The sequence below is a fragment of the Nostoc paludosum FACHB-159 genome (assembly GCF_014698835.1).
GTDB lineage: Bacteria > Cyanobacteriota > Cyanobacteriia > Cyanobacteriales > Nostocaceae > Nostoc > Nostoc paludosum.
The window spans coordinates 191906-214767 of the sequence record NZ_JACJTU010000002.1 but is presented as its reverse complement, the minus strand read 5'-3'; the positions used below and the strand labels follow the sequence as shown (position 1 = coordinate 214767).

The 22862-nt window shown below is 41.0% G+C and carries 19 protein-coding genes and 1 pseudogene; 13 read left to right on the top strand and 7 right to left on the bottom strand.

The window, feature by feature from the left end; translation table 11 throughout:
• Positions 1-15 precede the first annotated feature (15 nt).
• The 5 genes from H6H03_RS03270 to H6H03_RS03250 all read left to right on the top strand — a co-directional run bounded on the left by H6H03_RS03270 (position 16) and on the right by H6H03_RS03250 (position 4325).
• Entirely contained in the window at positions 16-1152 is a 1137-nt protein-coding gene (locus H6H03_RS03270; protein WP_190953702.1) for a class I SAM-dependent methyltransferase, read from the top strand.
• A gap of 428 nt (positions 1153-1580) precedes the next feature.
• Positions 1581-1871 (top strand): hypothetical protein, encoded by a 291-nt coding sequence (locus H6H03_RS03265; RefSeq protein ID WP_190953701.1) that lies wholly within the window; start codon positions 1581-1583, stop codon positions 1869-1871.
• Between the two features lie 244 nt (positions 1872-2115).
• Positions 2116-2646: a CAP domain-containing protein gene (locus tag H6H03_RS03260; protein WP_190953700.1), complete on the top strand. Its 531-nt coding sequence runs from the start codon at positions 2116-2118 to the stop codon at positions 2644-2646.
• A gap of 414 nt (positions 2647-3060) precedes the next feature.
• The gene (locus tag H6H03_RS03255; protein WP_190953699.1) at positions 3061-3609 is read left to right on the top strand and encodes a CAP domain-containing protein; all 549 of its coding nucleotides are present in this window, start codon (positions 3061-3063) and stop codon (positions 3607-3609) included.
• 86 nt (positions 3610-3695) lie between these two features.
• Entirely contained in the window at positions 3696-4325 is a 630-nt protein-coding gene (locus H6H03_RS03250) for a ribonuclease H-like domain-containing protein (protein WP_190953698.1), read from the top strand.
• A gap of 435 nt (positions 4326-4760) precedes the next feature.
• Here H6H03_RS03250 and H6H03_RS03245 read toward each other — a convergent pair.
• Both H6H03_RS03245 and H6H03_RS03240 read right to left on the bottom strand, forming a co-directional pair.
• Positions 4761-5204: pseudogene (locus tag H6H03_RS03245) on the bottom strand (rhodanese-like domain-containing protein); the annotation flags it as partial.
• Positions 5205-5463: 259 nt separating this feature from the next.
• Positions 5464-7809, bottom strand: a complete 2346-nt coding sequence (locus tag H6H03_RS03240) for an NACHT domain-containing protein (protein ID WP_190953697.1) — start codon at positions 7807-7809, stop codon at positions 5464-5466.
• Positions 7810-8488: 679 nt separating this feature from the next.
• On the opposite strand from H6H03_RS03240, the gene H6H03_RS03235 reads away from it, so the two are divergent.
• Positions 8489-9208 (top strand): response regulator transcription factor, encoded by a 720-nt coding sequence (locus H6H03_RS03235; protein WP_190953696.1) that lies wholly within the window; start codon positions 8489-8491, stop codon positions 9206-9208.
• Positions 9209-9362: 154 nt separating this feature from the next.
• Here H6H03_RS03235 and H6H03_RS03230 read toward each other — a convergent pair whose 3' ends face one another.
• Positions 9363-9989, bottom strand: coding sequence for a CPP1-like family protein (locus tag H6H03_RS03230; RefSeq protein WP_190953695.1), 627 nt, complete (start codon positions 9987-9989; stop codon positions 9363-9365).
• A 200-nt stretch (positions 9990-10189) separates the two neighbouring features.
• Between H6H03_RS03230 and H6H03_RS03225 the strand changes: the two genes are divergently transcribed.
• Together H6H03_RS03225 and H6H03_RS03220 are read left to right on the top strand one after the other, a co-directional pair.
• Positions 10190-10438, top strand: a complete 249-nt coding sequence (locus H6H03_RS03225) for a hypothetical protein (protein ID WP_190953694.1) — start codon at positions 10190-10192, stop codon at positions 10436-10438.
• A gap of 254 nt (positions 10439-10692) precedes the next feature.
• Positions 10693-11412: a response regulator transcription factor gene (locus tag H6H03_RS03220; RefSeq protein WP_185566971.1), complete on the top strand. Its 720-nt coding sequence runs from the start codon at positions 10693-10695 to the stop codon at positions 11410-11412.
• Positions 11413-12083: 671 nt separating this feature from the next.
• Here H6H03_RS03220 and H6H03_RS03215 read toward each other — a convergent pair.
• Positions 12084-12281 carry a DUF2811 domain-containing protein gene (locus tag H6H03_RS03215; RefSeq protein ID WP_073640948.1) on the bottom strand — a complete coding sequence of 66 codons (198 nt, stop codon included), beginning with the start codon at positions 12279-12281 and terminating at the stop codon, positions 12084-12086.
• A gap of 482 nt (positions 12282-12763) precedes the next feature.
• Between H6H03_RS03215 and H6H03_RS03210 the strand changes: the two genes are divergently transcribed.
• On the top strand, positions 12764-14041 hold the full coding sequence (locus H6H03_RS03210) for an MDR family MFS transporter (RefSeq protein ID WP_242057744.1): 1278 nt from the start codon (positions 12764-12766) through the stop codon (positions 14039-14041).
• Positions 14042-14163: 122 nt separating this feature from the next.
• Here H6H03_RS03210 and hisIE read toward each other — a convergent pair whose 3' ends face one another.
• Together hisIE and H6H03_RS03200 are read right to left on the bottom strand one after the other, a co-directional pair.
• Complete coding sequence (gene hisIE, locus H6H03_RS03205) at positions 14164-14814, bottom strand: bifunctional phosphoribosyl-AMP cyclohydrolase/phosphoribosyl-ATP diphosphatase HisIE (RefSeq protein WP_190953692.1); 651 nt, start codon at positions 14812-14814, stop codon at positions 14164-14166.
• A 104-nt stretch (positions 14815-14918) separates the two neighbouring features.
• Positions 14919-15107, bottom strand: coding sequence for a ChaB family protein (locus tag H6H03_RS03200; protein WP_190953691.1), 189 nt, complete (start codon positions 15105-15107; stop codon positions 14919-14921).
• 106 nt (positions 15108-15213) lie between these two features.
• Here H6H03_RS03200 and hemL point away from each other — a divergent pair, with 106 nt between their 5' ends.
• Entirely contained in the window at positions 15214-16512 is a 1299-nt protein-coding gene (hemL, locus tag H6H03_RS03195) for a glutamate-1-semialdehyde 2,1-aminomutase (RefSeq protein ID WP_190953690.1), read from the top strand.
• Positions 16513-16728: 216 nt separating this feature from the next.
• Here the strand turns inward: hemL and H6H03_RS03190 are convergent, their stop codons facing one another.
• Complete coding sequence (locus H6H03_RS03190; RefSeq protein ID WP_190953689.1) at positions 16729-17556, bottom strand: fasciclin domain-containing protein; 828 nt, start codon at positions 17554-17556, stop codon at positions 16729-16731.
• Positions 17557-18304: 748 nt separating this feature from the next.
• Between H6H03_RS03190 and H6H03_RS03185 the strand changes: the two genes are divergently transcribed.
• From H6H03_RS03185 to H6H03_RS03175, 3 genes are all read left to right on the top strand, one after another.
• A complete protein-coding gene (locus tag H6H03_RS03185) occupies positions 18305-19099 on the top strand; it encodes a glutathione S-transferase family protein (RefSeq protein WP_190953688.1) in 795 nt (264 codons plus the stop codon).
• A 48-nt stretch (positions 19100-19147) separates the two neighbouring features.
• Positions 19148-20878, top strand: a complete 1731-nt coding sequence (locus tag H6H03_RS03180; RefSeq protein ID WP_190953825.1) for a helicase HerA domain-containing protein — start codon at positions 19148-19150, stop codon at positions 20876-20878.
• 767 nt (positions 20879-21645) lie between these two features.
• Positions 21646-22629 (top strand): RNA polymerase sigma factor, RpoD/SigA family, encoded by a 984-nt coding sequence (locus H6H03_RS03175; protein ID WP_190953687.1) that lies wholly within the window; start codon positions 21646-21648, stop codon positions 22627-22629.
• Positions 22630-22862 lie beyond the last annotated feature (233 nt).

Below are 22862 nucleotides of genomic sequence, written 5' to 3'. Positions count from 1 at the left end.
GGGGAGAAAGCAACGATGGATCGACAGCTTCGACATGGTATGCTACCGAAAACCACTCAAGACGAGTTGGCACGCCAAGAGTTTGTCCAAAGTTTAAAACTGCACATTTTCCGGAATCTCTCTCCTGGCAACAAAGTAATTTATGAAAAACTAGCCAAGCCAAAGTTTGAACAAGAACATCAGCGTCCTCCCCAGAACCGTTATGAAATTCGGGAAGTAATGGAGGAGGAACCCTACTACCGTTGGACTGGTGTCCTGAAACGAATCAGCCAGGAAATGTTATGGGATGCTGTAAATACCAGCGTTGATAGGCAACTGCCAGAGTTGATTGAGCTTGCCAAAGACAAGGGTAATGAACTTGGCACCTTAACCCTCGACCCAAATTTTTCAACACCCACTTATCAAAAAGCTGTAGACATTCACTGTATGCCTGGAGGATATCACAGCGAATTTACTGCTGACGATGTAACCGCTGGTGCAGTTTACGATCGCGGCACTTATGTTTATGGTGTGGGTTGGTTGGGGCCGCTCAACGATGACATGGGGCTATCCATAGTCCAAAATTATCTCTTACCAGAGTATCCCGACTTTCGACCCAGAAAAATTCTCGATATGGGATGTTCTGTTGGTCATAGCACATTACCCTATGTAGATGCTTACCCAGATGCAGAAGTCCACGCCATAGATATAGGAGCATCTATGTTGCGTTACGGTCATGCAAGAGCCGAATCTTTGGGTAAACGGGTACACTTTTCTCAACAAAATGCCGAACACACTAACTTTCCAGATGAATCTTTTGATTTAGTGGTTTCTCACATTTTGCTACATGAAATTCCCCCGCCAGCCGTCCGTAAGGTGATGCAAGAGTGTTATCGTTTACTGGCTCCTGGTGGTATGATGCTCCATGTGGAGGCACCACTGTATCGTCACATGGACGCCTACACACAGTTTGTTTTTGATTGGGAAACCGCCAACAACAACGAACCCTTCTGGAGTGCTGTACGCGATTTGGATTTGGTCGCCCTAGCTACTGAAGCTGGTTTTGCAGCAGATAAGACTTTTGAGAAATTTGTTCCTAATGGAGCATGGAAAGCTCAAGGTGATAAATCCAAAAGCTTTGGCACTTGGTTTGTAGTTGCTGCAACTAAGTAACTAGATTAATTCGTAATTCGTAATGACGCTCCTTCGTCGCTAACGCTTCGCTAACGTAATTCGTAATTATTACCCGACTCCTAAGAGGATGTCTGAAAACTTTTTGGTGTTGTATTTAAGATTTGTAGATCCCCCTAAATTCCCCTTAAAAAGGGAGAGTTGGAGACATTTTCCCCTCTTTTTAAAGGGAGCCAGCGCGGCCTTGGGGTCTCCCGAAGTGAGCGACTGACCTGGGCTAGGGGTGATAAAGCAAAATATTTAATACTTCTCAGACATCCTCTAAAGGAGGAAGCTTGAATTGCGAATAAAATTTACTTTTTTCATCAATAAATTCAGGAACTTATACCCTTAATTTTAATTACGAATTACGAATTACGAATTAGTAATTATCTGTTATGTAGCCTTGTTTTTGGAAAAGTGGAGTTAGAATGGTAAAAACAGCCAAGGGTAAACGACCAGTTTACTTAGAGAATCAGCAAGTTGATAAATTATTGGCGATGGTTATGGCTTTGACTGGTGAGGTGTCCGTGCTGCGCGATCGCCTCGACACCATTGAACGATTGCTAGAGGTTAAAGGTATTTTATCTGCTAGTGAGATTGAAGGTTATCAACCGGATGCCCAAGTAATTAATGAGCGAGAAAAATGGCGTGCAGAATACATCGCGCGGGTGTTGCGTGTAGTGCAGGAAGAGTTACAAACTGTCAGCCAAGACTCATAGAAATCACGCAGAAGTTATACTAAAAAACTCGTACCACTGTTGAGGAATCTAATAAAAATAATCTTCCTAATGGAAGAGGAAAATTGTCTGGAGACAGCACAATTTTTTTGTAAGATTGTAAATTTAAAAGTTTGCTGGTAGTTTTTGAAGCTATAGCAGCATAAGTAGAGGTATATAGACTTATAACCAAGTTGTTTAATTAATAAGAGTTTGGTTAGATGGTCTGGAACTTTACTTTCAGCAAATGATTAGAACAACAATCTACGGCATTGGTTTAGGAACTCTTTTTCTCAGCAGTGGAGCGATCGCTACTTCTGTAACAGAGCCAAATTTAATACCCATGTCTTCACAAATATCAAGTGATACTGTTAAGATTGCACAATCTACCATCAACACTGCTGCTATAGAACAGTCGGTTTTCACCCAAATTAATAATTACAGAGCTTCTAAAGGATTACCAAAGCTGACTCGTAATTCTACCATCGATAATCAAGCCAGGATTCACAGTCAAAACATGGCTAGCGGTAAAGTAGCTTTTGGACATACTGGATTTCAAGACCGCCTGAAAGCGATCGGTATTAGCTACACAGGAGCTGCTGAAAATGTCGCTTACAACCAGGGATCTAGTGACCCTGCCACACAAGCTGTACAAGGCTGGCTCAAAAGTCCAGGACATCTAGCCAATATCGTAGGTAATTATAATTTGACGGGGGTTGGTGTTGCCAGCAACAGTAAAGGGCAAATCTACTTCACGCAAATTTTCCTTCGCACATAGGTTAGGGAAGATTTAGGTATTACCAACAAATAAATTACTAGTAATTCTGGGGTGGACATTTTGTCCGCCCCTAATTATAGGCAGGAGCTTGTCCCGGTTTGAGTTTGAGAAGGTTCGTTTTACTACGCAAAACCTCTAAGAGGTTTTTTATTAAGCAAATTGGGTAGATACTATATGAAGCATCGAATTCACCTTAAATGAATGAAAATCTTCAATTATCAGTGAAAGTAATGGTGATTTTACCGAAGGTAACCTATGGAAATATTGACAATGGGAAATGAGTGTTTGTATGCCATGTAAACGATGTGGTCAAATTGCCGAAATTCATCAATCCTTAATAGTATTCTCGTATATATTTTTGGAACTATGAGGTAGAGTATAAGTCTTATATCTCTACACATTACGCAATTCTCCATGTTCCGACAAACTGCTTTTGGCATCGCTTTAACTGCGCTTGTCCTTGCTAGTGGATTAACAACTGTTCCGATACCAGGGCACAATTCTACAAATACATCCACCCGTAATAAGCTGTTGTCGCTTTTTTCCAGTCAGGCTGCAATATCGACTCCTACTTTTAAACCTACTGAGCTAGAAAAATCCGTTTTTGACGAAATTAATAAATATCGAGCTGCTAAAGGGCTACCAAAATTGACCCTAAATGCAAATATCACACGGCAGGCAAGAATTCATAGCCAAAACATGGCTCAAGGTAAAACCCCATTCAGCCATCATGGATTTGAAGGGCGAGTCAAAGCTATCCCTATTCGCTACAACAGTGCAGCGGAAAATGTGGCTTTCAACCGAGGATATAGCAACCCCGCAGCTGAAGCTGTTACTGGTTGGATCGAAAGCCCCGGACATCTGAAGAATATTAAAGGAAATTACAACCTTACTGGAATTGGCGTTGCTACTAATACTCAGGGCGAAGTCTACCTGACTCAAATCTTTTTTCGCACTAGGTAGATTTAAATTTTGATATTTTTGCATAATAATGTAGTGTCTGACAAGACTTTTGTCTGCTGGACACTGCTATTATTTTTGAACATTTCATGACATTACAAGATTTTCAGGTGAGCGATCGCGACCTCAGTGATGCAGCCGTTGGACAATATTTAGAATCAACAGCGATCGCAGTCGATACAGAAACGATGGGATTATTACCACAGCGCGATCGTTTGTGTCTGGTTCAGTTGTGTAACCTAGAAGGAAAAGTCACTGCAATCCGCATCGCCAAAGGACAAACTGACGCCCCAAACTTAAAAAAACTTCTGCAAGCGGCGAATGTTGTAAAAGTTTTTCACTTTGCTCGTTTTGACCTTGCTACTTTGCGAGCCTATTTGGGGATTCAAGTTCACCCTGTTTTTTGCACCAAGATTGCTAGTAAGTTAGCCCGTACTTACACAAATCGCCACGGACTCAAAGATGTAGTGCAAGAATTAGAACAAGTAGAACTCGATAAAAGCGCTCAAAGTTCTGATTGGGGTAACGCTGCTAATTTATCTGAAGCTCAATTGAGTTACGCCGCCAATGATGTGCGCTACTTACTGAACGTTCAAAAAAAACTTACAGAAATGCTCAAACGAGAAGAACGTTGGGAACTTGCTCAACAATGTTTTGAAGTTCTGCCAACAATAGTTTCTTTAGATTTATTGCAATTTAAAGATTTGTTTGAACATTAATTATAAGTAAGAGAACAGAGAAGAGAAAAAACAGGTTTATCTAAATTACATTGGGTTATACTGTTCTATTAATGCAAATCCCACCCCTCAAAAGGGATGGGATTTGAAGTTAAGTTTTGACTTAATGAAAACCAGTTCTTTCAATTCTTTGAACCACCACAGGCGTACCATTAATTGTTAACCGTCAACAGCCAACTTCTAACCTACGCCTAATGACTGATTTTTCAGGCCATTTTTAGCCTAAGATCCAACATTAGAATCATCTGGGCTAGAAGCTCTAGATTCATTAATGCCTTCTTTAACTTCACTAGCTTTTTCTTGAATACCTTCTTTGAGGTTACTAGCGCCTTCCTTGAGGTTGCTAGCTCCTTCTTGAATGTTATCCTTGAGGTTACTTACTCCCCTTTTAATACTGTCAGCAGTACTTTCGCCTCCCTTTTGCTGATTTTCTGCATGATTTTGTAGCCGAGCTACCACATTGTAATCATCAGCACCTGGGGGAGTTTTTGATTCAATAATACCTTCGGTGGGGCCGCCGATCGCCTTCCATGCGCCAAGACCACCTTTGAGTTGAGAAACATGTTCAAACCCGCTAGAACGCAGTTGTTGTGCGGCTTGGGCAGTTTCTTCATCATTACCGCCGTAAACATAAATATCGCGGCTTTTTTCCAAAGAAGCTGCTGCACGGTCTACTAATTCATCTATTGGCATGGGCATCGCTCCCATAATGTGACCTTCGTTAAAGGTTCTGCGATCGCGCACATCCAATATTGTAAAAGCTGGTTCGCCCCATTCCAAACGAGATTTCAATGTATGAACATCAGATTCTGCTTGTATTGGTGGCTGTGGGGGAATGATACCGCCTACTAAATTATTCATAACTATTCCTTACTCACGATGTTAATAGCAATTTAACTAAGAAAATAAAATTAATTGCTCCTTCCCTAGTATGAATATCTTTAAAATATCTCTTCAGATAGAGTAAGGAATTTCAATAATTTCTACCAATTAATAAATTGCAAATTTGGTCAATTAAGACTATGCGAATAATCATATTACTATGAATAAGAATTCATAGTTCAGTATGATTTTTGTACTATTATCTTGGTCATCAAAGTCTGATTTACTGGATTCGGAGTTATGAAACGTTAGAATTATGTAGCTTTTCAATATCGGCGATCGCTAACAATAATGTATTCTCAATTTTCTGCCGCGCTGTAGGACTTACATCAGCAGCACTGTTGAGACAATCTACCAATAATTTATTCACATCGTAATATTTTTGGAGTAATTCTTTTTGTTGCTCGTTGAATTCCCAGTCGTAACCAATATTACGATACTTAATCAGGAAATATCTTAATTGTTTACCCCAAACTTTACCTTTGGTTTGCCACCACTCTCTGAATCTTTCTAGATTACTGTCTAGATCTGGCAGTTGTGTTTTCAGTTTTTGCAAGGCTTGTTTCAATTTAGAAGTACTAACAAGCTCAATGGCTTCGTTAAAAGCAATAGCAAAGGCATGAGCATAATCAAGGGCATCTTTTAGGTTACGCTCAAATGCAAACTCAACGTCATTAAAACAGGCAATAGTACTATATAGAAACTCATCAAGGGCAAGGTCAGAGTCAAAAGCTATGTTACCAACTAGGGCGTACTCAAGGTTATAACCAGAAATATAGATTAAGGCGCGATGGCTATGGTGAAGGCTACGCTCAACACAAACTAGGTAAAAAGCACGAATAGCTGCTGCTTTATGGCGGGTATAAACTGAACTAGATTTTTGATGTAACCAAGTTAGAAAATACTGTAATCTCTCATCATTAGCCACTAGCAAATCAATTTTTTGCTTCATTAACTGTAAAATTTCGTCAGCATTAGGCAACATATTAACAGTTAGTAAAAATACCTCTCGCCAGCGCTTTTCAGTCATGTGACTAACCAGATACTCCCAGTTTTGGGCTTGGGAATTTTCCACATTGTTTCTAGCAGTAAAATACTTTTGGAATATCAGATGAGAAAATGAGTAAATTTCCTGTGACCGTTCTATCAATAATCCATGTTCGACTTCAATTGCTTTCAGCACTGCTTCGTTATCCAGCTGCAATTGAAGTTTTTGCAAATAATCAGCAATCAATTCCAGTATTTTTTCCTTTGACAAAAAGTAATTTTCTGTATCAAAATTGATAGCTGCAATTTGAGAAATTACCTTTTTTTTGATTGCCAAAGTTAAATTACTAGCAATGCGATCGCGTTTAATACCTCTAACTTCATCCCATTTATAAAAGAGAATATTCAATGCTTGCTCATATAACTTAGCCTGGTTTAAAGGAAATTCATTTTTCCCTTGGAACACTAAACAAATCCAATGCAGCAATAATGGAGTGAAGCTCAATTCTCGGATATGCTGATTTTCCTGTAGATTTAGTTGATTAATAAATAAATTTCCTCTGGCTTGTCCATCTTCTTTGTACTTGGAAGCAACAGCAACAAACCATTTTTTGGCAAAAACTTCTACTTGCTCTTGGTCAAAGTCTGCCACTTCAACTTCAGTAAATCCGTGAAACCTATATTTGTGAGCAGCAATTCGGCAGCTAATAATAAACCGATTTTTGTAAAATATCTGAGTAAAGCTCCGAATTTCTATTGTTAATTTTTCTATTTCTTCTATTGATACTTCATCTAATCCATCCAATAAAATCAGCAGCTTACCATGAGTCAACAAAGTTTTAGTTAATTCTTTTTCAACATCACAACTGAGAAATTCTTCGCTGATATAATCAAATAAATTAAATTTGCTATCATTTTTAGCATCTTCAGCAAATTCTTTTGCTCTGATAAAAACTGGTATTTGGTTAGGCTGAAATTGACCTTTGTTGCACTCAATAGCTAGATATTTTAAAAATATAGTTTTACCTGAACCTGGCTTACCCAGGATCGTTAATTTTGAGTGTTGCAAAACAGCTTCTAATCCTGTTAATTTTCTTTCCCGCTTATATGTTCTTAGTTGGTTAAAATTTGACTCAGATTTAAAGTCTTTCAACCAGTCATCAATTTCTCGCCATTGCAGGTTATTTATCTCTTCTAAAACATTAATACTGGTATAAATGTCTATCAATTTAACTGTTTGGGGAATGTCCAACATTTGTATAATGTTGCACTGATATTGGATTTTTTCTTGGCGCTTTTGCCGCACTTCCTTAACTAATGTATCGAGGTCAGCATCTTTGAATCGCCCTTTACCACTTTGCTCAAATACTAAATCTTCAGGTAAACCAGCAACCTTTTGCCAAGATAGCCCTAGCTGTTGACAAATTTGCACAAAACAAGAGCGAGAAACTGACTCACCTGCAAAAAATTTGGAAACTGGTTGACGTGTAATCCCTAAAGCTGCTGCTAATTTATGCTGACTCCAAGTTTTGTCTGTTAAAGCTGTTTTTGCTGCCCTTATGCCTTCTGGTGATGCTCTGAGTCCTTGGCTTGCCATATTAATTCATAACTATAGCTCATTTATAAATGCCGTTAATTTTGAAATATTAATTAGTAAATTTTTTCTATGTCGATCGCTCGATTAAGTCCCTATGTCCATCCATCGGGAATTACTAATTATTCTGCTCATAGGCTTAAACTCAAACTTGTAGTATAGTATATGCTTAAGAAGATAACTACATGCAAATGCACGTCAAATAAATTTTCGTAGGCCTTCTCCAGCAGAACACATCCCTTGGCTAGAGTACAGTTTAGTAGGTAAAAATTAGAATCTAGATTGATTTATGGCTTAGTTTGTGAAGCTTGATAGAAACTTAATGAATCAGGCAGTGTGTTCCTTTACAAAGTTGTGGCGATCGCTATTTTCCTAGTGTTTCTTGGATGTATTTGTGGTGATGGAGACGATCTTCAATACACTCATTTTACGTGTCTAAGGTTAAATATCACACCGTCAAAATTCAAGAATATACTAAAGTCATACAATACTTATACAATTGATAAACATAAATATGGCTGAAGTTTTGATTGACTTCATGGAAAATTAATTGTAAACAAGTACTACAGTAGCGATCGTGGTCAGCAAAAATCGACGTGGATATACTTTCAACACAAACACGTAAAGCAAAACTAGCCCAACAGCTAATTGCCCAATCAACAATAGGCAGCAAGGCAGCATTATGACTATGACCCCTGATACTACTCCGAAAATTCTCATCGTTGATGACGACTTCGGCGTCCGAAATCTCGTCTATCGTTTTTTAAGTCGGAAATATCAAATAGAATCGGCAGCAGATGGTAAGACTGCCTTATCATTGTTTGAGCAATTCAATCCATCCTTAGTGATTTTAGATTGGAATTTACCAGATGTTAATGGCTATAGCCTCTGCCAAGAAATGCAGAGTCGTACTAATGTTTTAGTAATGATCTTAACTAGTAGAACTGACGAGGCTGATAAAATTAAAATTTTAGCCGCTGGTGCTGATGATTTCATGACCAAACCCTTTAGTCTTGCAGAAGTTGAAGTCAGAGTAGAAGCGCTTTTGAGGCGAATACGCTACATCAATCCTTCTCCAACACAGCGCATAGTTTTCAAGCAGCTAGTAATTAACCCAGAGGGTAGGGAGGTAACACTTAACGATAAACCTCTAGCGTTAACAGCACTCGAATTTAATATTTTACATTTTTTAGCAAGCCATCCTGGTCAAGCTTGGAGTCGTCCACAGCTAATCCAAAAAATTTGGGGTTGTGACTACATAGGAGATGGCCGAGTGGTTGATGTACACATTGGTCAGCTTCGCAAAAAGATGGAAATCGATGCTAGTGTACCAGAGTATATTAAAACTGTACGCGGCTATGGTTACAAATTTGAAGTAGCTGACGACAATACTAATTCATAAAGATTGAGGATTAAGAGTGCTGTTAGCGGTAGCGGGGCGTTGAGCCAGTGCTTAATAGGAGTTTAAAAATTATTTTCCTTTTCCCCTTGTCTCTTTATCTCCCTCACTCGCCACTCGCTACTCCCTACTTCCTGTGTTTATTAAAAGGCTAGATTTAGCGTAAAAAGCTACTAACCAACCACAGCAAGATAAAAGTCAGCACCGTAGAAAATTGATTAGATCCCAGATTTATAAATGATATTTGTGGTAACAACCAGCTAGCAACAAGGCCTCCGGCAATTAAGCCTATTATTAAACTGATCAGGGTGAACAAAACTGCTCGGCCAAATTTGCCTTCTTTACGATTGAGAAAGTAAATACCGATACTTACCCCAACCACCAATGCTAATTGTAAAACCTGGTCGCCCCCCTCTGGGTAAAACAGGCTAATAGCACTCAAACCAAGATACCAAGCTCCTGGCAAGAGGATATCAGCGGGGGTTGGCTGGTCTAGTATTCGTTGCAGCCATGCAGGTGAATGCTCGCGAGGGGTTTGAGTTTCTTTCGGAGGCGATTGCACTCGCAACTCTGGAAACCGGATACGTTCTGGAACTTTGATTTTACCTTCCTGGCGCATCCGTAAGCGATCCATTAAAATCGCATCGTAAGCTGCTTCAATCACTTCTAGATGCTTGGCATCGCCACTATGTTGCTCGAATAGACGATTACGAGCATCCTGAATTTCATCGAAGGAAGCCTCTTCTGATACCCCAAGTTTTTCGTAGGGATTTTGATCGCTCATGGGAGTTTGTTACTTCAGCCTCAGTCAGCAGCAGTCTATTGTCTAAGAAAAAACAAATTTAGATTTTGCTTGAATCGAAACTAAACGTCTCGACTTATTATTTATGCTCTACCAGGATAGTAGCACGAGTTAGTTTAATCGACTTTAAGATTTAGACTATAGTCACTTTAACATATCGCCATAACTCCGTGTATACCCTCATGTCGTTGCTCAGTTCTGGCTCTAATCTAGAATTTGAACTTACAGTACCTAAAACCCATAGTTTTCATGAAGAAATTAACTTTCCTGTTTCAGATCTGGCAACTTACTGTGCCCTAACAGAGTTTTTTTTAATTATACTGACGATCGCTTGTGGTGCAGAACCACATCTCGATTTAAAATTGAAACGTTTTAAGTTACCACCTAACTGGGTTCAAAAAGTCTTGAGTTTCACAAATCGCTTTGGCTGAGGTTTGAGCGTCTATTTGGTCAGCATAACTATTGATAGTCAAAAGTTCTGCACTTTCTCGCAGCACTGCACTATAGCTTTCCAGAAGTTTGTCGTTCTCATCGCCTATAATCCTGATTACAGTACTAATTATTAGAATAATCAGGATGTTCATGCTCTAGCTATGTAGATTCTTAATAACTCCCAAAGTGGCAACTCTGTGTTATTACGCAACCTTCTTGTTAATCTTACGAATTTTTGTGTAAAGTGATGGTCATGGCTCCCGCCAAGATTCTTGTTGTTGACGACGACCCTGCGGTTCGGAATTTAATCCAACGCTTTTTGATCAAGCAGAACTATCAGGTGGAGGCTGCCGAAGACGGAAAGACAGCCTTAACTCTATTTGAGCAATTCAACCCCGATTTGGTGATTCTAGATGTGAATTTACCAGATGTCATTGGGTTTAACCTCTGCCAAGAGATGCAAAGTCGTAATGGTGTTTTTGTTTTGATGCTAACTAGCCGTGCTGACGAAGCTGACAAAATTCGCGGCTTTTCTAAAGGTGCTGATGACTATCTCACCAAACCTTTTGGGTTGGGAGAGCTAGAAGTTAGAGTAGGAGCGATTTTGAGGCGTCAGCGAGTTATAACTACTGCCGAACAAAAACGCTTGGTATTTGAAAAACTGATGATTGACCCAGTGCGACGAGAAGTGGCACTCAATAACCAACCAGTACCCTTAACTGCTCTGGAATTTGATTTATTGCATTTTTTAGCCAGCCATCCAGGTCGAGTTTGGCGGCGTGCAGAACTAATTCAAGAGGTGTGGGACTATGAATATGTTGGCGACCAGCGGGTTGTAGATGTACACATCGGTCAAATTCGCAAGAAGATTGAAATTGATGCTAGTCAGCCAGCATTAATTCAAACTGTACGCGGTGTAGGGTATAAGTTTGAGTCTCCTGCTCACTCCCAACAGTTGGAAGCTAAGTCCTGAGTCTATAGTCTGGAGTTTTTTGACTCTTGACCGAAACAATTTTGGGTTTGAGATTTTGGATGAAATTTATTTTGGTTTTAGAACCACCAGGAGGAACTGCCAAAGGTTTAAGAAATTTGAGCAAACTGGTGACCGTTCGTAGGGTAGCACAGCTAACTGTGCTACCCTACACCTGTTGCATTGAAATGAGAAGGAATAGGGAACAGGCAATAGGCAACAAGCTTAAAGTCTCTTGATGTCAGGGTTATATAGGCAATTTATCTCTTAAACTATGGCCTTAACTGCTATAAGAAGTAAGTGCTAAACCAATCGTAATTTTAGATTTTAGATTGTTAAAGAGTTAGTGGTAATCGCTTGTGGCGATTCATTTGTGGCAATAATTTTTCAAATCGGTATAAATTAGTGGAAGTTTTCTTGTAATTCTAAATCTTGCGTTTTTAGTAAATATTTTTGGCGATACGGAAAACTATTAGAAATTTTTTTCGATCGCAATTTACTTTTGTTTTTGATTCTCTATCTCCCCCACAAACACCACTGCTCTCAAAATCTATTAGTGGGGCACGGTAAACCGTGCCCATTTAGGGCATGAGATAGAATAACGCCCTTCATAGCAGTACCTATGGGGTGTCTAGTAGATTAGCTGTTGTTGGTATCACCTTGTGTATTTTTACTTAGGAATGATGAAACAAAGTTTCCAGATAGACTCTGGCAGCACGGCGATCGCTTTCTCCATTTTGGAGTAAAAACAATGATAGCGCCGCCGTCAATACTCTGTTTTCATCCCAATCAGGATGGGTTTCTAAGTAGTTCTTTAAAGATTCGTGAAGTGATTCAGGAATTTCTGTAAAAATGCTAACCGTTGCTTTCATGAGATTTTCCTCCTATGAGGTCAATCAAGAGGGATAATTTGCTTGCGGTGAAGCAGCTTCAGGCTACGCCACACAATCTTTCGCCTGCCCGCCAATCTATGCCAACAACTCACGTAATTTTACACAGTTGATGCCAACGGTTGAACGGACTATAGAAGCAAGCCGAATCATTGTGCGCTAAGAGGGGGTGGGTTTGTCAATGCTGCGAAATGTTAACAAGGCTTGTATAAAAGATAAATCAGCACGAAGCAATCAGGGTTTTGCCTTATTTTTCGTTACTTTACTTTACAAAAACTCAGTCCTCCAAGTTCCTGACCACTGTTAATTAACAATCCCCAGTAGATAGCCAGAAGCTGATTAGATCGTAGAACACCTGTGGAAAACTGCTAAAATCCCTGTGGAAACCCTGTGGAATTAGTGAGGAAAATTGCAGCCGATGATAAGAATTACAAAAATGTTATTAAACGATGACATTTAAGCTGATGAAATTAGCTTCCCAATTCCAGTTATCTTCTTGGTTGCCTTCGATACATCCTCAGGTATGGAGTTTGGCCATTGGTAGATTTTTTTCGGAAGTTGGCACTGGATTTACTCTGTTTTATGCGCCCATCTTTTTCGTCAATGAAGTTGGTTTATCTGCAACCGCCGTTGGTGTAGCCTTGGCTGGTGGCTCGATTTCCGGCATTGCTGGGCGGGTTATGGGTGGTTCTTTAGCTGATTCCAGGAATTGGGGACGACGCCGCACTTTGTTGCTGGCGATGGCGATTTTAGCAATTGCTTCTCTAGTTTTCGCTGCAACCAGTAATTTTACTATTCTGGTAATCGGTAGCTTGATTCACGGCTTAGGGATAGGTTTTTATTGGCCGGCTGTGGAAGCCGTTGTTGCTGACGCAAGCGTTATTGAGAATCGCCGCGAAACCTTTGCTATTAGCCGATTAGCAGATAATCTAGGGTTAGCGATCGGAATTACACTGGCAGGGTTTTTAATAGGAATAATTGGGAGTTATCGCTGGCTATTTATTATTGATGCCATCTCTTTTTTAGTGTTTTTTGGCGTTATTTATGTAGGAATTACTGAAACCAACAAGCAGGAAACCGACCACGAAAAAATACAAAATTTTGCTTCTTGGATGGCAGTATTAAAAGATGGCCGTTTCCTCGTCTACATTGCAGCCAATATCTTCTTCACAATTTACATTTCGCAAATACACAGTATCCTGCCGCTTTACTTCAAAAACTTTGTCATTGAAATTACTGACAAAGGATTTGCGGAAACTATGATTAGCAGAATATTTGGTTGGCATCTGTTGGTAGCTATCATCTGTCAGTTGCCTGTTACCAGCGTCTTAAAACGTTTCTCTCACACACTCGCCCTCACTGTTTCTGCTATTCTTTGGGCAATTGGTTTTGGGCTGATTTGGTTAAGCGGCACTGCTGCATCTTATAATTTGCTTTGGGCAATATTGGCATTGGGAGTATTTGCTATTGCCATTGTTTCCTATACCCCATCTGCTGCCTCTTTAGTTACCGAGTTAGCCCCAGAAAATCAACGCGGCGTTTATTTCTCTATCAACGCTTTGTGCTGGGCTGTTGGCTCTTTTATTGGTCATCCTTTGGGTGGATGGGCATTAGACCAGCCGCGAATGATTACCGATCACTTTTGGTTAGGCTTTTCTTTAAGTGTGGCGATCGCTGTGGCAATTTTACAGTACCTGAACCGAATTTTGGCTGATTTAAAGCCGGAATTTAGCCAGCATTAATGGACTTTCAAAAAATAACTATCCCAAATTATTTGTACATTTGTAGGGGCGCATAGCTATGCGCCCCTACCACGGAATATTTTTTTAACTGAAAGTTCCTAATTGTGACTTGTTTTTTCCCTTTATCGGCGACGTTCTTGAAGCTTACGATATACAGATTTTAAATCAACTTGATGATGAGCTAGGGCCACCAAAGTATGATATAGCAAATCAGCGACTTCACCAGCGATTGCATCTGGTTCATCATCCTTAAAAGCCATTACCACCTCGGCACTTTCTTCACCGATTTTCTTTAAAATTTTATTATCACCACCTGCTAACAACTTGCAGGTATAAGAACTTTCAATAGGATTGTCGCGGCGATCGCAGATTACTTGAAATAATTGCGACAATGCATCTCCTGGTGGAGGAGCTATTTTTCCTTCTATTTGGTGAAAGCAACTTCTTTCTCCTGTATGGCAAGCAATATCTCCCACTTGCTCTACACCAATGAGCAACGCATCACTATCACAGTCATAACGAATACTCTGCACTTTTTGGATGTGCCCAGAGGTCGCTCCCTTATGCCAGAACTCTTGGCGAGAACGACTCCAAAACCAGGTTTCTTGTGTTTCTAAAGTCTTTTGTAACGACTCCTGATTCATCCACGCCATCATCAGGACAGTGCCATCCAAATAATCTTGGACAATTGCAGGCACTAGACCCCGTTCATCGTAGCGAATTTCCTCAACAGGAATGGCGTAATGTAGCGAATGCGAATCGTTAGAATACATACTTTGCTAGTCTGCTCTAATGAGAATGATTCATGGATTCACGATACCATTCTAAATAGGGCAGGTGGTATGTTTTTTTGAAATTCAGTTATCTTAATTTAGCTCTAAGCAACAGCATTTCGTTCCATAGCTGAGTGCATCTTCACAGCACTCAGCGCGACTCGATGAGCTTTAGAAGCTTCACCATACCAATGAATTGCCGAGTTAAAAGCTGCCCGATATAGATCCTGGGATGCCTCAGATAATCGAGTCCGAATATCTAAAGGCAAGTCTTCATTAGACTTGTATAACATATTGTTATTTTCTTGGTTCCGCTAATTTTATACGATAGAAGTTCTAAGCAGCTTTTGACCCTATCCTAAGATAGAGCTTTTTATTGCCCACAGTTAGGAGAGAACCTTGGTAAATACCCCAATTAAAACAACAAAATCACAAGAAATCTTTGCCGCTGCTCAAAACCTGATGCCAGGAGGAGTCAGTTCTCCAGTTCGTGCTTTTAAATCTGTAGGCGGACAACCCATAGTTTTCGATCGCGTTAAAGACGCATACATTTGGGATGTAGATGGCAACCAATACATAGACTATGTAGGCACCTGGGGCCCGGCTATTTGCGGTCATGCTCATCCGGAAGTCACCGCAGCGTTGCGTGAAGCCCTCGACAAAGGCACTAGTTTCGGTGCTCCTTCAGTACTCGAAAATGTGTTAGCAGAAATGGTCATCGATGCAGTTCCCAGCATCGAAATGGTCAGATTTGTTAACTCTGGAACTGAAGCCTGTATGGGAGTTTTGCGAGTGATGCGGGCTTTCACGAACCGAGACAAAATTATCAAGTTTGAAGGCTGTTACCACGGACACGCAGACACATTTTTAGTTAAGGCGGGTTCTGGTGTTGCCACACTTGGTTTGCCAGACTCGCCAGGTGTACCGAAATCGGCAACTAGCGGCACTCTCACAGCCCCTTACAACGACTTAGAAGCTGTCAAAGCCTTGTTTGAAGAAAACAAGGATGAAATTGCTGGCGTAATTCTAGAACCAGTAGTCGGCAATGCTGGGTTTATTGCGCCTGACGCTGGTTTCCTCGAAGGACTGCGGGAACTTACTCAAGAGTATGGGGCGTTGTTGGTGTTTGACGAAGTGATGACGGGCTTCCGCATTGCTTACGGTGGCGCTCAAGAAAAGTTTGGCATCACTCCCGATTTAACAACTTTGGGTAAGGTTATTGGCGGCGGTTTGCCAGTGGGAGCCTATGGCGGTCGTCGCGATATCATGTCATTGGTTGCTCCTGCTGGGCCCGTATATCAAGCCGGGACTCTTTCAGGTAATCCCTTGGCCATGACTGCTGGTATTAAGACTTTGGAATTGCTGCAAAAGCCTGGTACTTACGAGTATCTTGACCGAATTACTAAAAAGCTAGCAGATGGTTTGTTACAAGTAGCTAAAGAAACAGGTCATGCTGTTTGCGGCGGTCAAATCAGTGCTATGTTCGGCTTATTCTTTACCTCTGGCCCAGTTCACAACTACGAAGATGCGAAAAAGTCTGATACAGGCAAATTCGGACGCTTCCATCGCGGTATGTTAGAGCGCGGTATTTACTTAGCACCTTCTCAATTTGAGGCTGGATTTACATCTTTGGCTCACACCGAGGAAGATATTGACCGGACTTTAGCCGCTGCACGGGATGTATTGTCTAATTTATAAACAGGAGTCAGAATTCACAATTCTGAATAGTTTGTCCATAAGGATTATGAAGCTTTGGCGGAGCTTTTCTTGCTTCGCTGGTGAGTTCTGAATTCTTGTTCATAAAAAGGCGTCCATTGTCCCATCTTTAAAAAGAATGGGATGACAGACGCCTTTTTAAGTCGTTAACTATTGACAGCTAACAGTCAACAGTCATCGGTTATCAGTTAATAAAAACTACAAGTCAGGAGGCAAAATCACGTTATCGATGGCGTGAATTACACCATTGCTGGCTGTGATGTCAGCTTGAGTGACTTTAGCATCATTGACAGTCACACCATTAGCACCATCGACTTTAACGTTAATGACGCCACCTTCTAGGCTTTTAACTTCACCAGACTTCAAATCTCTAGACAATACCTTTCCAGGCACCACATGGTAAGTTAAGAGCTTGAGTAATACTTCTTTGTTCTCTGGCTTCAACAAATCTCGTACTGCGTCTGCTGGTAATTTAGCAAAGGCCGCATCTGTAGGCGCGAAAATGGTCAAATTATCTTTGCCTTGCAAAGCTTCAGTCAATCCTGCTGCTTTCAAAGCTTTGGTTAAGGTTGTAAAAGAGGCGTTTGATTCAGCCAAGGCTAACAAATTTTTGCCTTGAGTTTCGCTTGTTCCAGCAGGTGGGGGAGTTGTAGGTGTGGTAGATGGTGTTTCTGTGGGTGGTGTGGTGGGTTCGGTTTCAGGGGTAGAAGGTGTGGCGCTACCACCACGGTTGTAGGGAGGCTCGTTGAAAATACTAGGTCTGGGATTTAATGCCCCACCACCAGTACTTTGGGCTACTTGTTGACCTTTGGTATTGTCCTTTACTTGTGCAACAGTGTTACCAGGGGTGTACTGAGCGTTTGCTTGAAGACGCTGACCTCGATTATAGGGCGCTTCGTTGAAAATACTGGGGTTAGGATTTAATACTTCTTTGGCATCAGATGGTAAAGTGATGAGAAGGCTGAAACTACTTAATCCTGCTATGCCTGCCAACGTGGTCAGCAATTTGCCGTAATTTGTCTTCATAAATTTTGTTTGTCTTTTTTGTTCACGCGTTACATAAAGATTTATAACATTTTGCTATGCACAAAATCTAACTGAAGAGGGAAGTAATATTTTTCTCTGGAAATACTTCATGCTAGCAAGGTTAAATATCCAACTTTCCTTACTGAGGAGAAGTATTAAATATACCTAATACATATCTCATTTAAATTGAGCGGATTTTCTGTCTCAGGGTCAAAGGAGTTTAAAAGTTTCATTTGGTGTGGTGTAGATTCTCTAAAAATATGAAAATCTCACATTTACGAGCGATCGCTCCCGTTAACGCCCCAAAGACTATCTACTAAAAAGCAAATTTACATCCAATATTTTTAGGTAATTTGCAGCCGATTAAAAAGTTAGAATCCATGAATCACAGCGGTAAAAAAATCAGATAAAATTTAATCCTCCATTGAGTAAATCTTAAGTTGAAGTTTGTGTCGGTTTTACATCGCGCACGACTATCTAAGATGCTGCGTAGGATATTTGACTATGTTGTTGGTGACAAATCACATCGAAATATATATACCCAATACACCCTACATGAATTTTATTTTTAATTTATAAATGCATGACTTCTAAAATCTTTTTAAGGAACCGCAAACAACACAAAAAACGCAAAGGAAGAGTATAGATAATCTTATGGCAAGAAGATAATAATGCTAATAAAATTTACTTAAACTAAAGATACAATTGTAAAGTTAAGAAGTAAACCAGTAGTTATAAGGTATAAAATATGCTTGAATTATACCAATGGGAACTATCTCAATACTCAGAGAAAGTGCGGCTAATTTTAGATTTTAAAGGATTAGATTACCGCAAAATCGAGGTTACGCCTGGGATTGGACAAGTAGAACTGTTCCGACTGACTGGTCAAAGAGAAGTTCCAGTATTAAAGGATGGTAATAGATATATTGTAGATTCTACGGATATAGCTAAGTATTTAGACTTAGAATATCCCGATCGCCCATTAATACCACAAGATGCCAAAAGGCGAGGTTTAACTTTATTAATAGAAGAATGGGCAGATGAGTCCATTGGCATCAAAGGTCGTAAAGCGCTGTTTGCCGCAGTCAGCCAAGATCAAAATTTCCGCAAATCTTTGTTACCCACTTCCACACCAGATATATTTAAAAGTCTAGTTGAAGGAGTACCCAGTGACTTGCTGACCCTGTTGGGTATTGGTGTAGGTTATAGTCCAGAGGTAATACAGTCAGCGATCGCATCCTTAAAACAAGACTTGGAAGCCTTAACATTATTATTGGCAGATAGTCCTTATTTAACAGGAGACGAGCCGACTTTAGCGGACTTAGCGGTGGCAGGTTTATCGATATTGCTGAAATTCCCCCCAGGCCCCTATTTAGATTTACCAGCATCTATCAGAGGAAAAGGACTGCCAATATTAGCCGAAAATCCTGATTATGAGGCATTTTTTAGTTGGCGCGATCGCCTTTACGCCCAATTTCGCAAACCTTTAATTACTACCACTCCACCATCGGCAAGTGCGCCAACTTCGATTCAAATTGATTAATTAATAGAATGCCCAATGCCCAATGCCCAATGACTAATGACTAATGAGATGAATTCGGGACAGCCATTAGGTTCGGTTATTCAAGGTTCTCTAACTGAAGGGTTAGAAGTGCGATTGCATCCTGACATTTCTGTGGAAGACATGCGGGTAGGTAAATTCCTTGTTGTTCAAGGGATGCGATCGCGCTTTTTTTGTATGCTGACAGATGTGGCACTAGGAGCTGCTAATGCCCGAATTATTGCTAATCCCCCTAGTTGGGAAGACACTTTTTTACGAGATGTTTTAGCGGGAAGCGGCACATACGGAACTATCAACCTCGCGCCGATGTTGATGTTTACTCCGGAGTCTCAAGAATCTTTTTCGCCCACAAATGGCAAATCAGCAAATCCTTTTATGCCATCGGTGACGGGTTTGGCTTCATTTGTGCCGCAAACCAGCACGACAATGGAATTATTGCCTGTTAAAACTATTCCTAGCCACTTTAGTCAAGTTTACGAAGCCAGCGTTGACGATTTTCGTCGGGTATTTGGTTGGGAAGATGACCCCCAAAGGCGCAATTTCTCCATCGGCAAACCTTTGGATATGGATGTGCCGGTTTGCATAGATTTGAATCGCTTTGTAGAACGCAGTAATGGGGTTTTTGGAAAATCTGGTACTGGCAAATCTTTTTTAACGCGTTTACTTTTAGCTGGAGTCATCCGTAAAAGTGCGGCGGTCAATTTGATTTTTGATATGCACTCTGAGTATGGCTGGGAAGCTGTTGCAGAAGGTAAAAATGTCAATACCGTTAAAGGCTTAAAGCAATTATTTCCTAATAAAGTTGAAGTTTACACCCTCGACCCAGAATCAACAAAGCGCCGGGGTGTACGGGATGCTCAAGAACTTTATCTGAGTTATGAGCAAATTGAAGTTGAAGATATTAAGTTATGCGGTCGAGATTTAGGACTTTCTGACGCAGCCTTGGATAACGCCAATATTTTGTATAGCGAATTTGGCAAATCTTGGATTGTCCAGCTGCTAAATATGAGTAATGAAGAAATCGAGATGTTCTGCGATGAGAAGCGCGGGCACAAAGGCTCGATTATGGCATTACAGCGCAAACTCTTGCGGATGGACAGTTTGAAGTATATGCGAGCCGTTTGTCCGCAAAATTATATTACTAAACTTGTCCAGTCACTGGAAGCTGGCAAGAATGTTGTGATAGAATTTGGTTCCCAGTCGAATATGCTCTCTTATATGTTGGTGACTAACATGATCACCAGACGTATCCACGAGCATTACGTTAAGAAGGCAGATAAATTTCTGCAAACCAAAAATCCGAGCGATCGCCCGACGCCATTGATGATTACCATTGAAGAAGCACACCGTTTCTTAGACCCGGCAGTGGTACAAAGCACTATCTTTGGAACTATTGCCAGGGAGTTGCGAAAATATTTCGTCACACTTTTGGTAGTAGATCAACGTCCGTCGGGGATAGATAATGAAGTTATGTCCCAAATTGGGACTCGCATTACCGCTCTCCTGAACGATGAAAAAGACATTGACGCGATTTTTACGGGTGTATCTGGTGGTGGAGGACTGCGATCGGTATTGGCAAAGTTAGACTCTAAGCAACAAGCCTTGATTTTAGGTCACGCCGTTCCAATGCCAGTAGTAGTGCGTACCCGTCCTTATGACGCAGCTTTCTACGAAGAAATTGGTGACCCAGCCTGGGAAGAAAAACCAGACGCAGAAGTATTCGCTGCTGCTGAATTAGCGAAGGCTGACTTGGGATTTTAAACAATTGGGCATGGGGCACTTGTACTGAGCCAAGTCGTTGGCGCAGCCTCTCGTAGAGAAGTATTGGGCATTGGGCATTGGAGTTAGGAGTTACGGGTGTTGTTAGCGGTAGCAGGGTGTTGAGCCAGTGTTGAGTTAGTAATTAAGAATTATTCTCCTTCTCCTTGTGTGATGCCTGATACCCACTTGTCCGGAGCGTACCCCTGCAATACGAGCAAGCTAGGCGTAGCGTCTGGCAGAGAAGGGATGCCCAATGCCCCATGCCCCATGCCCCAATTCGTAACATCCCTCCATTCTTAGAGCAAATCAAGTTCGGTTATCCGGCTAATTTTTAGCAACAGAAGAGGGGTTTTTGGCGTCACTATAGATGTAGTAAGTAATTTCAAGGAAGTTGAAAATTTTTTTGGCAAAGCGACAATTTTAAATTATAATTACAAGCTTTATCTTAAGATACTTTACTATCTGCCCGATTTATCGTATTATAAAGCTAAGTAAAACTCATATCCACTTCGGATTTTTCAGTTACAGTCAGTAACTGGCTAAGAGAAGAATTCTCAAAAACGACCCAGCGTGCTTATAAAAGATTCAAAAATTTAGGGAAGGTAGGGGAACCTATCTGAGGGGCTTACCGTCTTAACAACGGCTTTATCAATCGATCTCATTGCTTTTGGTAGCTCCTAGCGTTCCGTGATATATGTACTACCTTTCTCAATTAACTTTAGTAAGAAAAATTACATTGTGTTTACGGAGTAGAGGACAACGCACCAATGCCTACTGTCAATACCCAAACGGAAAACCTGAACACCAAATTCACGGCTGATATGGTGCGAACCTATCTGCGGGAAATTGGTCGCGTACCACTGCTAACCCGCGAACAAGAAATTGTCTATGGGAAGCAGGTGCAACAAATGATGACGCTAATCGACGCCAAGGAAGCTTTGGCGAAGAAACTGCGTCGGGAACCAAGTTTACCAGAGTGGGCTGACCACGTTCGCCAATCAGAAACTGAGGTGAAACAAACAGTCGCACAAGGTAAGCGTGCTAAGCAAAAAATGATTGAAGCGAATTTGCGCTTGGTGGTTGCGATCGCTAAGAAATACCAAAAGCGTAACATGGAGTTTCTGGATTTGATCCAAGAAGGAACACTAGGATTAGAACGGGGTGTAGAGAAATTCGACCCAACAAGGGGTTATAAGTTCTCAACCTACGCTTACTGGTGGATTCGCCAAGCGATTACTCGTGCGATCGCCCAACAAGGTCGTACTATTCGCTTACCGATTCACATTACCGAGAAACTCAACAAAATCAAAAAAGTGCAGCGCGAGTTGGCTCAAACCTTAGGGCGATCGCCTACTCCAGCTGAAATTGCCAAAGAACTGGAACTAGAACCTGCTCAAATCCGTGAGTACCTGAATATGGCGCGTCAACCAGTGTCTTTGGATGTGCGAGTTGGCGACAACCAAGATACAGAGTTACAGGAAATGCTCGAAGATGACGGCCCGTCACCAGAGTATTACACCAACCAAGAGTTCCTACGCCAAGACTTGAACAACTTGCTAGCAGAACTAACTCCCCAACAGCGCGAAGTTTTAGCCTTACGCTTTGGTTTAGAGGATGGTAACGAAATGTCATTGGCGAAAGTCGGTGAGAGATTAAATCTCAGCCGGGAACGCGTCCGCCAGTTAGAGCATCAAGCTTTGGCTCATCTGCGTCGCCGTCGTAGCAATGTCAAAGAATACATCGCTAGCTAAAATCACCAGACGCAAAAATTTGCGTCTCTACACCACCTTGGTGAAGCGCCTCCTGAATTCAGGGGGCGATTTTTTTGTAGTTACTGCTGGTGAATCACAAATCATACACGATTTTTCCCTATTCAAACACATATAGAGACGTTGCATTGGAACATCTCTACTTCAAAATCTCAGACCATTGCCATAGTTCTACGGAGATATAGTTAAGAAAAAATATCACTATTTTTCTCTGG

What these genes read in the sequence shown, in the direction of transcription:
- H6H03_RS03230 (WP_190953695.1), bottom strand. Translation starts at nt 9,989, where the DNA reads ATGAGCGATCAAAATCCCTACGAAAAACTTGGGGTATCAGAAGAGGCT.
- H6H03_RS03225 (WP_190953694.1), top strand. Translation starts at nt 10,190, where the DNA reads ATGTCGTTGCTCAGTTCTGGCTCTAATCTAGAATTTGAACTTACAGTA.
- H6H03_RS03190 (WP_190953689.1), bottom strand. Translation starts at nt 17,556, where the DNA reads ATGAAGACAAATTACGGCAAATTGCTGACCACGTTGGCAGGCATAGCA.
- H6H03_RS03270 (WP_190953702.1), top strand. Translation starts at nt 16, where the DNA reads ATGGATCGACAGCTTCGACATGGTATGCTACCGAAAACCACTCAAGAC.
- H6H03_RS03255 (WP_190953699.1), top strand. Translation starts at nt 3,061, where the DNA reads ATGTTCCGACAAACTGCTTTTGGCATCGCTTTAACTGCGCTTGTCCTT.
- H6H03_RS03250 (WP_190953698.1), top strand. Translation starts at nt 3,696, where the DNA reads ATGACATTACAAGATTTTCAGGTGAGCGATCGCGACCTCAGTGATGCA.
- H6H03_RS03185 (WP_190953688.1), top strand. Translation starts at nt 18,305, where the DNA reads ATGCTTGAATTATACCAATGGGAACTATCTCAATACTCAGAGAAAGTG.
- H6H03_RS03180 (WP_190953825.1), top strand. Translation starts at nt 19,148, where the DNA reads ATGAATTCGGGACAGCCATTAGGTTCGGTTATTCAAGGTTCTCTAACT.
- H6H03_RS03220 (WP_185566971.1), top strand. Translation starts at nt 10,693, where the DNA reads ATGGCTCCCGCCAAGATTCTTGTTGTTGACGACGACCCTGCGGTTCGG.
- H6H03_RS03265 (WP_190953701.1), top strand. Translation starts at nt 1,581, where the DNA reads ATGGTAAAAACAGCCAAGGGTAAACGACCAGTTTACTTAGAGAATCAG.
- H6H03_RS03175 (WP_190953687.1), top strand. Translation starts at nt 21,646, where the DNA reads ATGCCTACTGTCAATACCCAAACGGAAAACCTGAACACCAAATTCACG.
- H6H03_RS03215 (WP_073640948.1), bottom strand. Translation starts at nt 12,281, where the DNA reads ATGAAAGCAACGGTTAGCATTTTTACAGAAATTCCTGAATCACTTCAC.
- hisIE (WP_190953692.1), bottom strand. Translation starts at nt 14,814, where the DNA reads ATGTATTCTAACGATTCGCATTCGCTACATTACGCCATTCCTGTTGAG.
- H6H03_RS03240 (WP_190953697.1), bottom strand. Translation starts at nt 7,809, where the DNA reads ATGGCAAGCCAAGGACTCAGAGCATCACCAGAAGGCATAAGGGCAGCA.
- H6H03_RS03200 (WP_190953691.1), bottom strand. Translation starts at nt 15,107, where the DNA reads ATGTTATACAAGTCTAATGAAGACTTGCCTTTAGATATTCGGACTCGA.
- H6H03_RS03210 (WP_242057744.1), top strand. Translation starts at nt 12,764, where the DNA reads ATGAAATTAGCTTCCCAATTCCAGTTATCTTCTTGGTTGCCTTCGATA.
- H6H03_RS03235 (WP_190953696.1), top strand. Translation starts at nt 8,489, where the DNA reads ATGACTATGACCCCTGATACTACTCCGAAAATTCTCATCGTTGATGAC.
- H6H03_RS03260 (WP_190953700.1), top strand. Translation starts at nt 2,116, where the DNA reads ATGATTAGAACAACAATCTACGGCATTGGTTTAGGAACTCTTTTTCTC.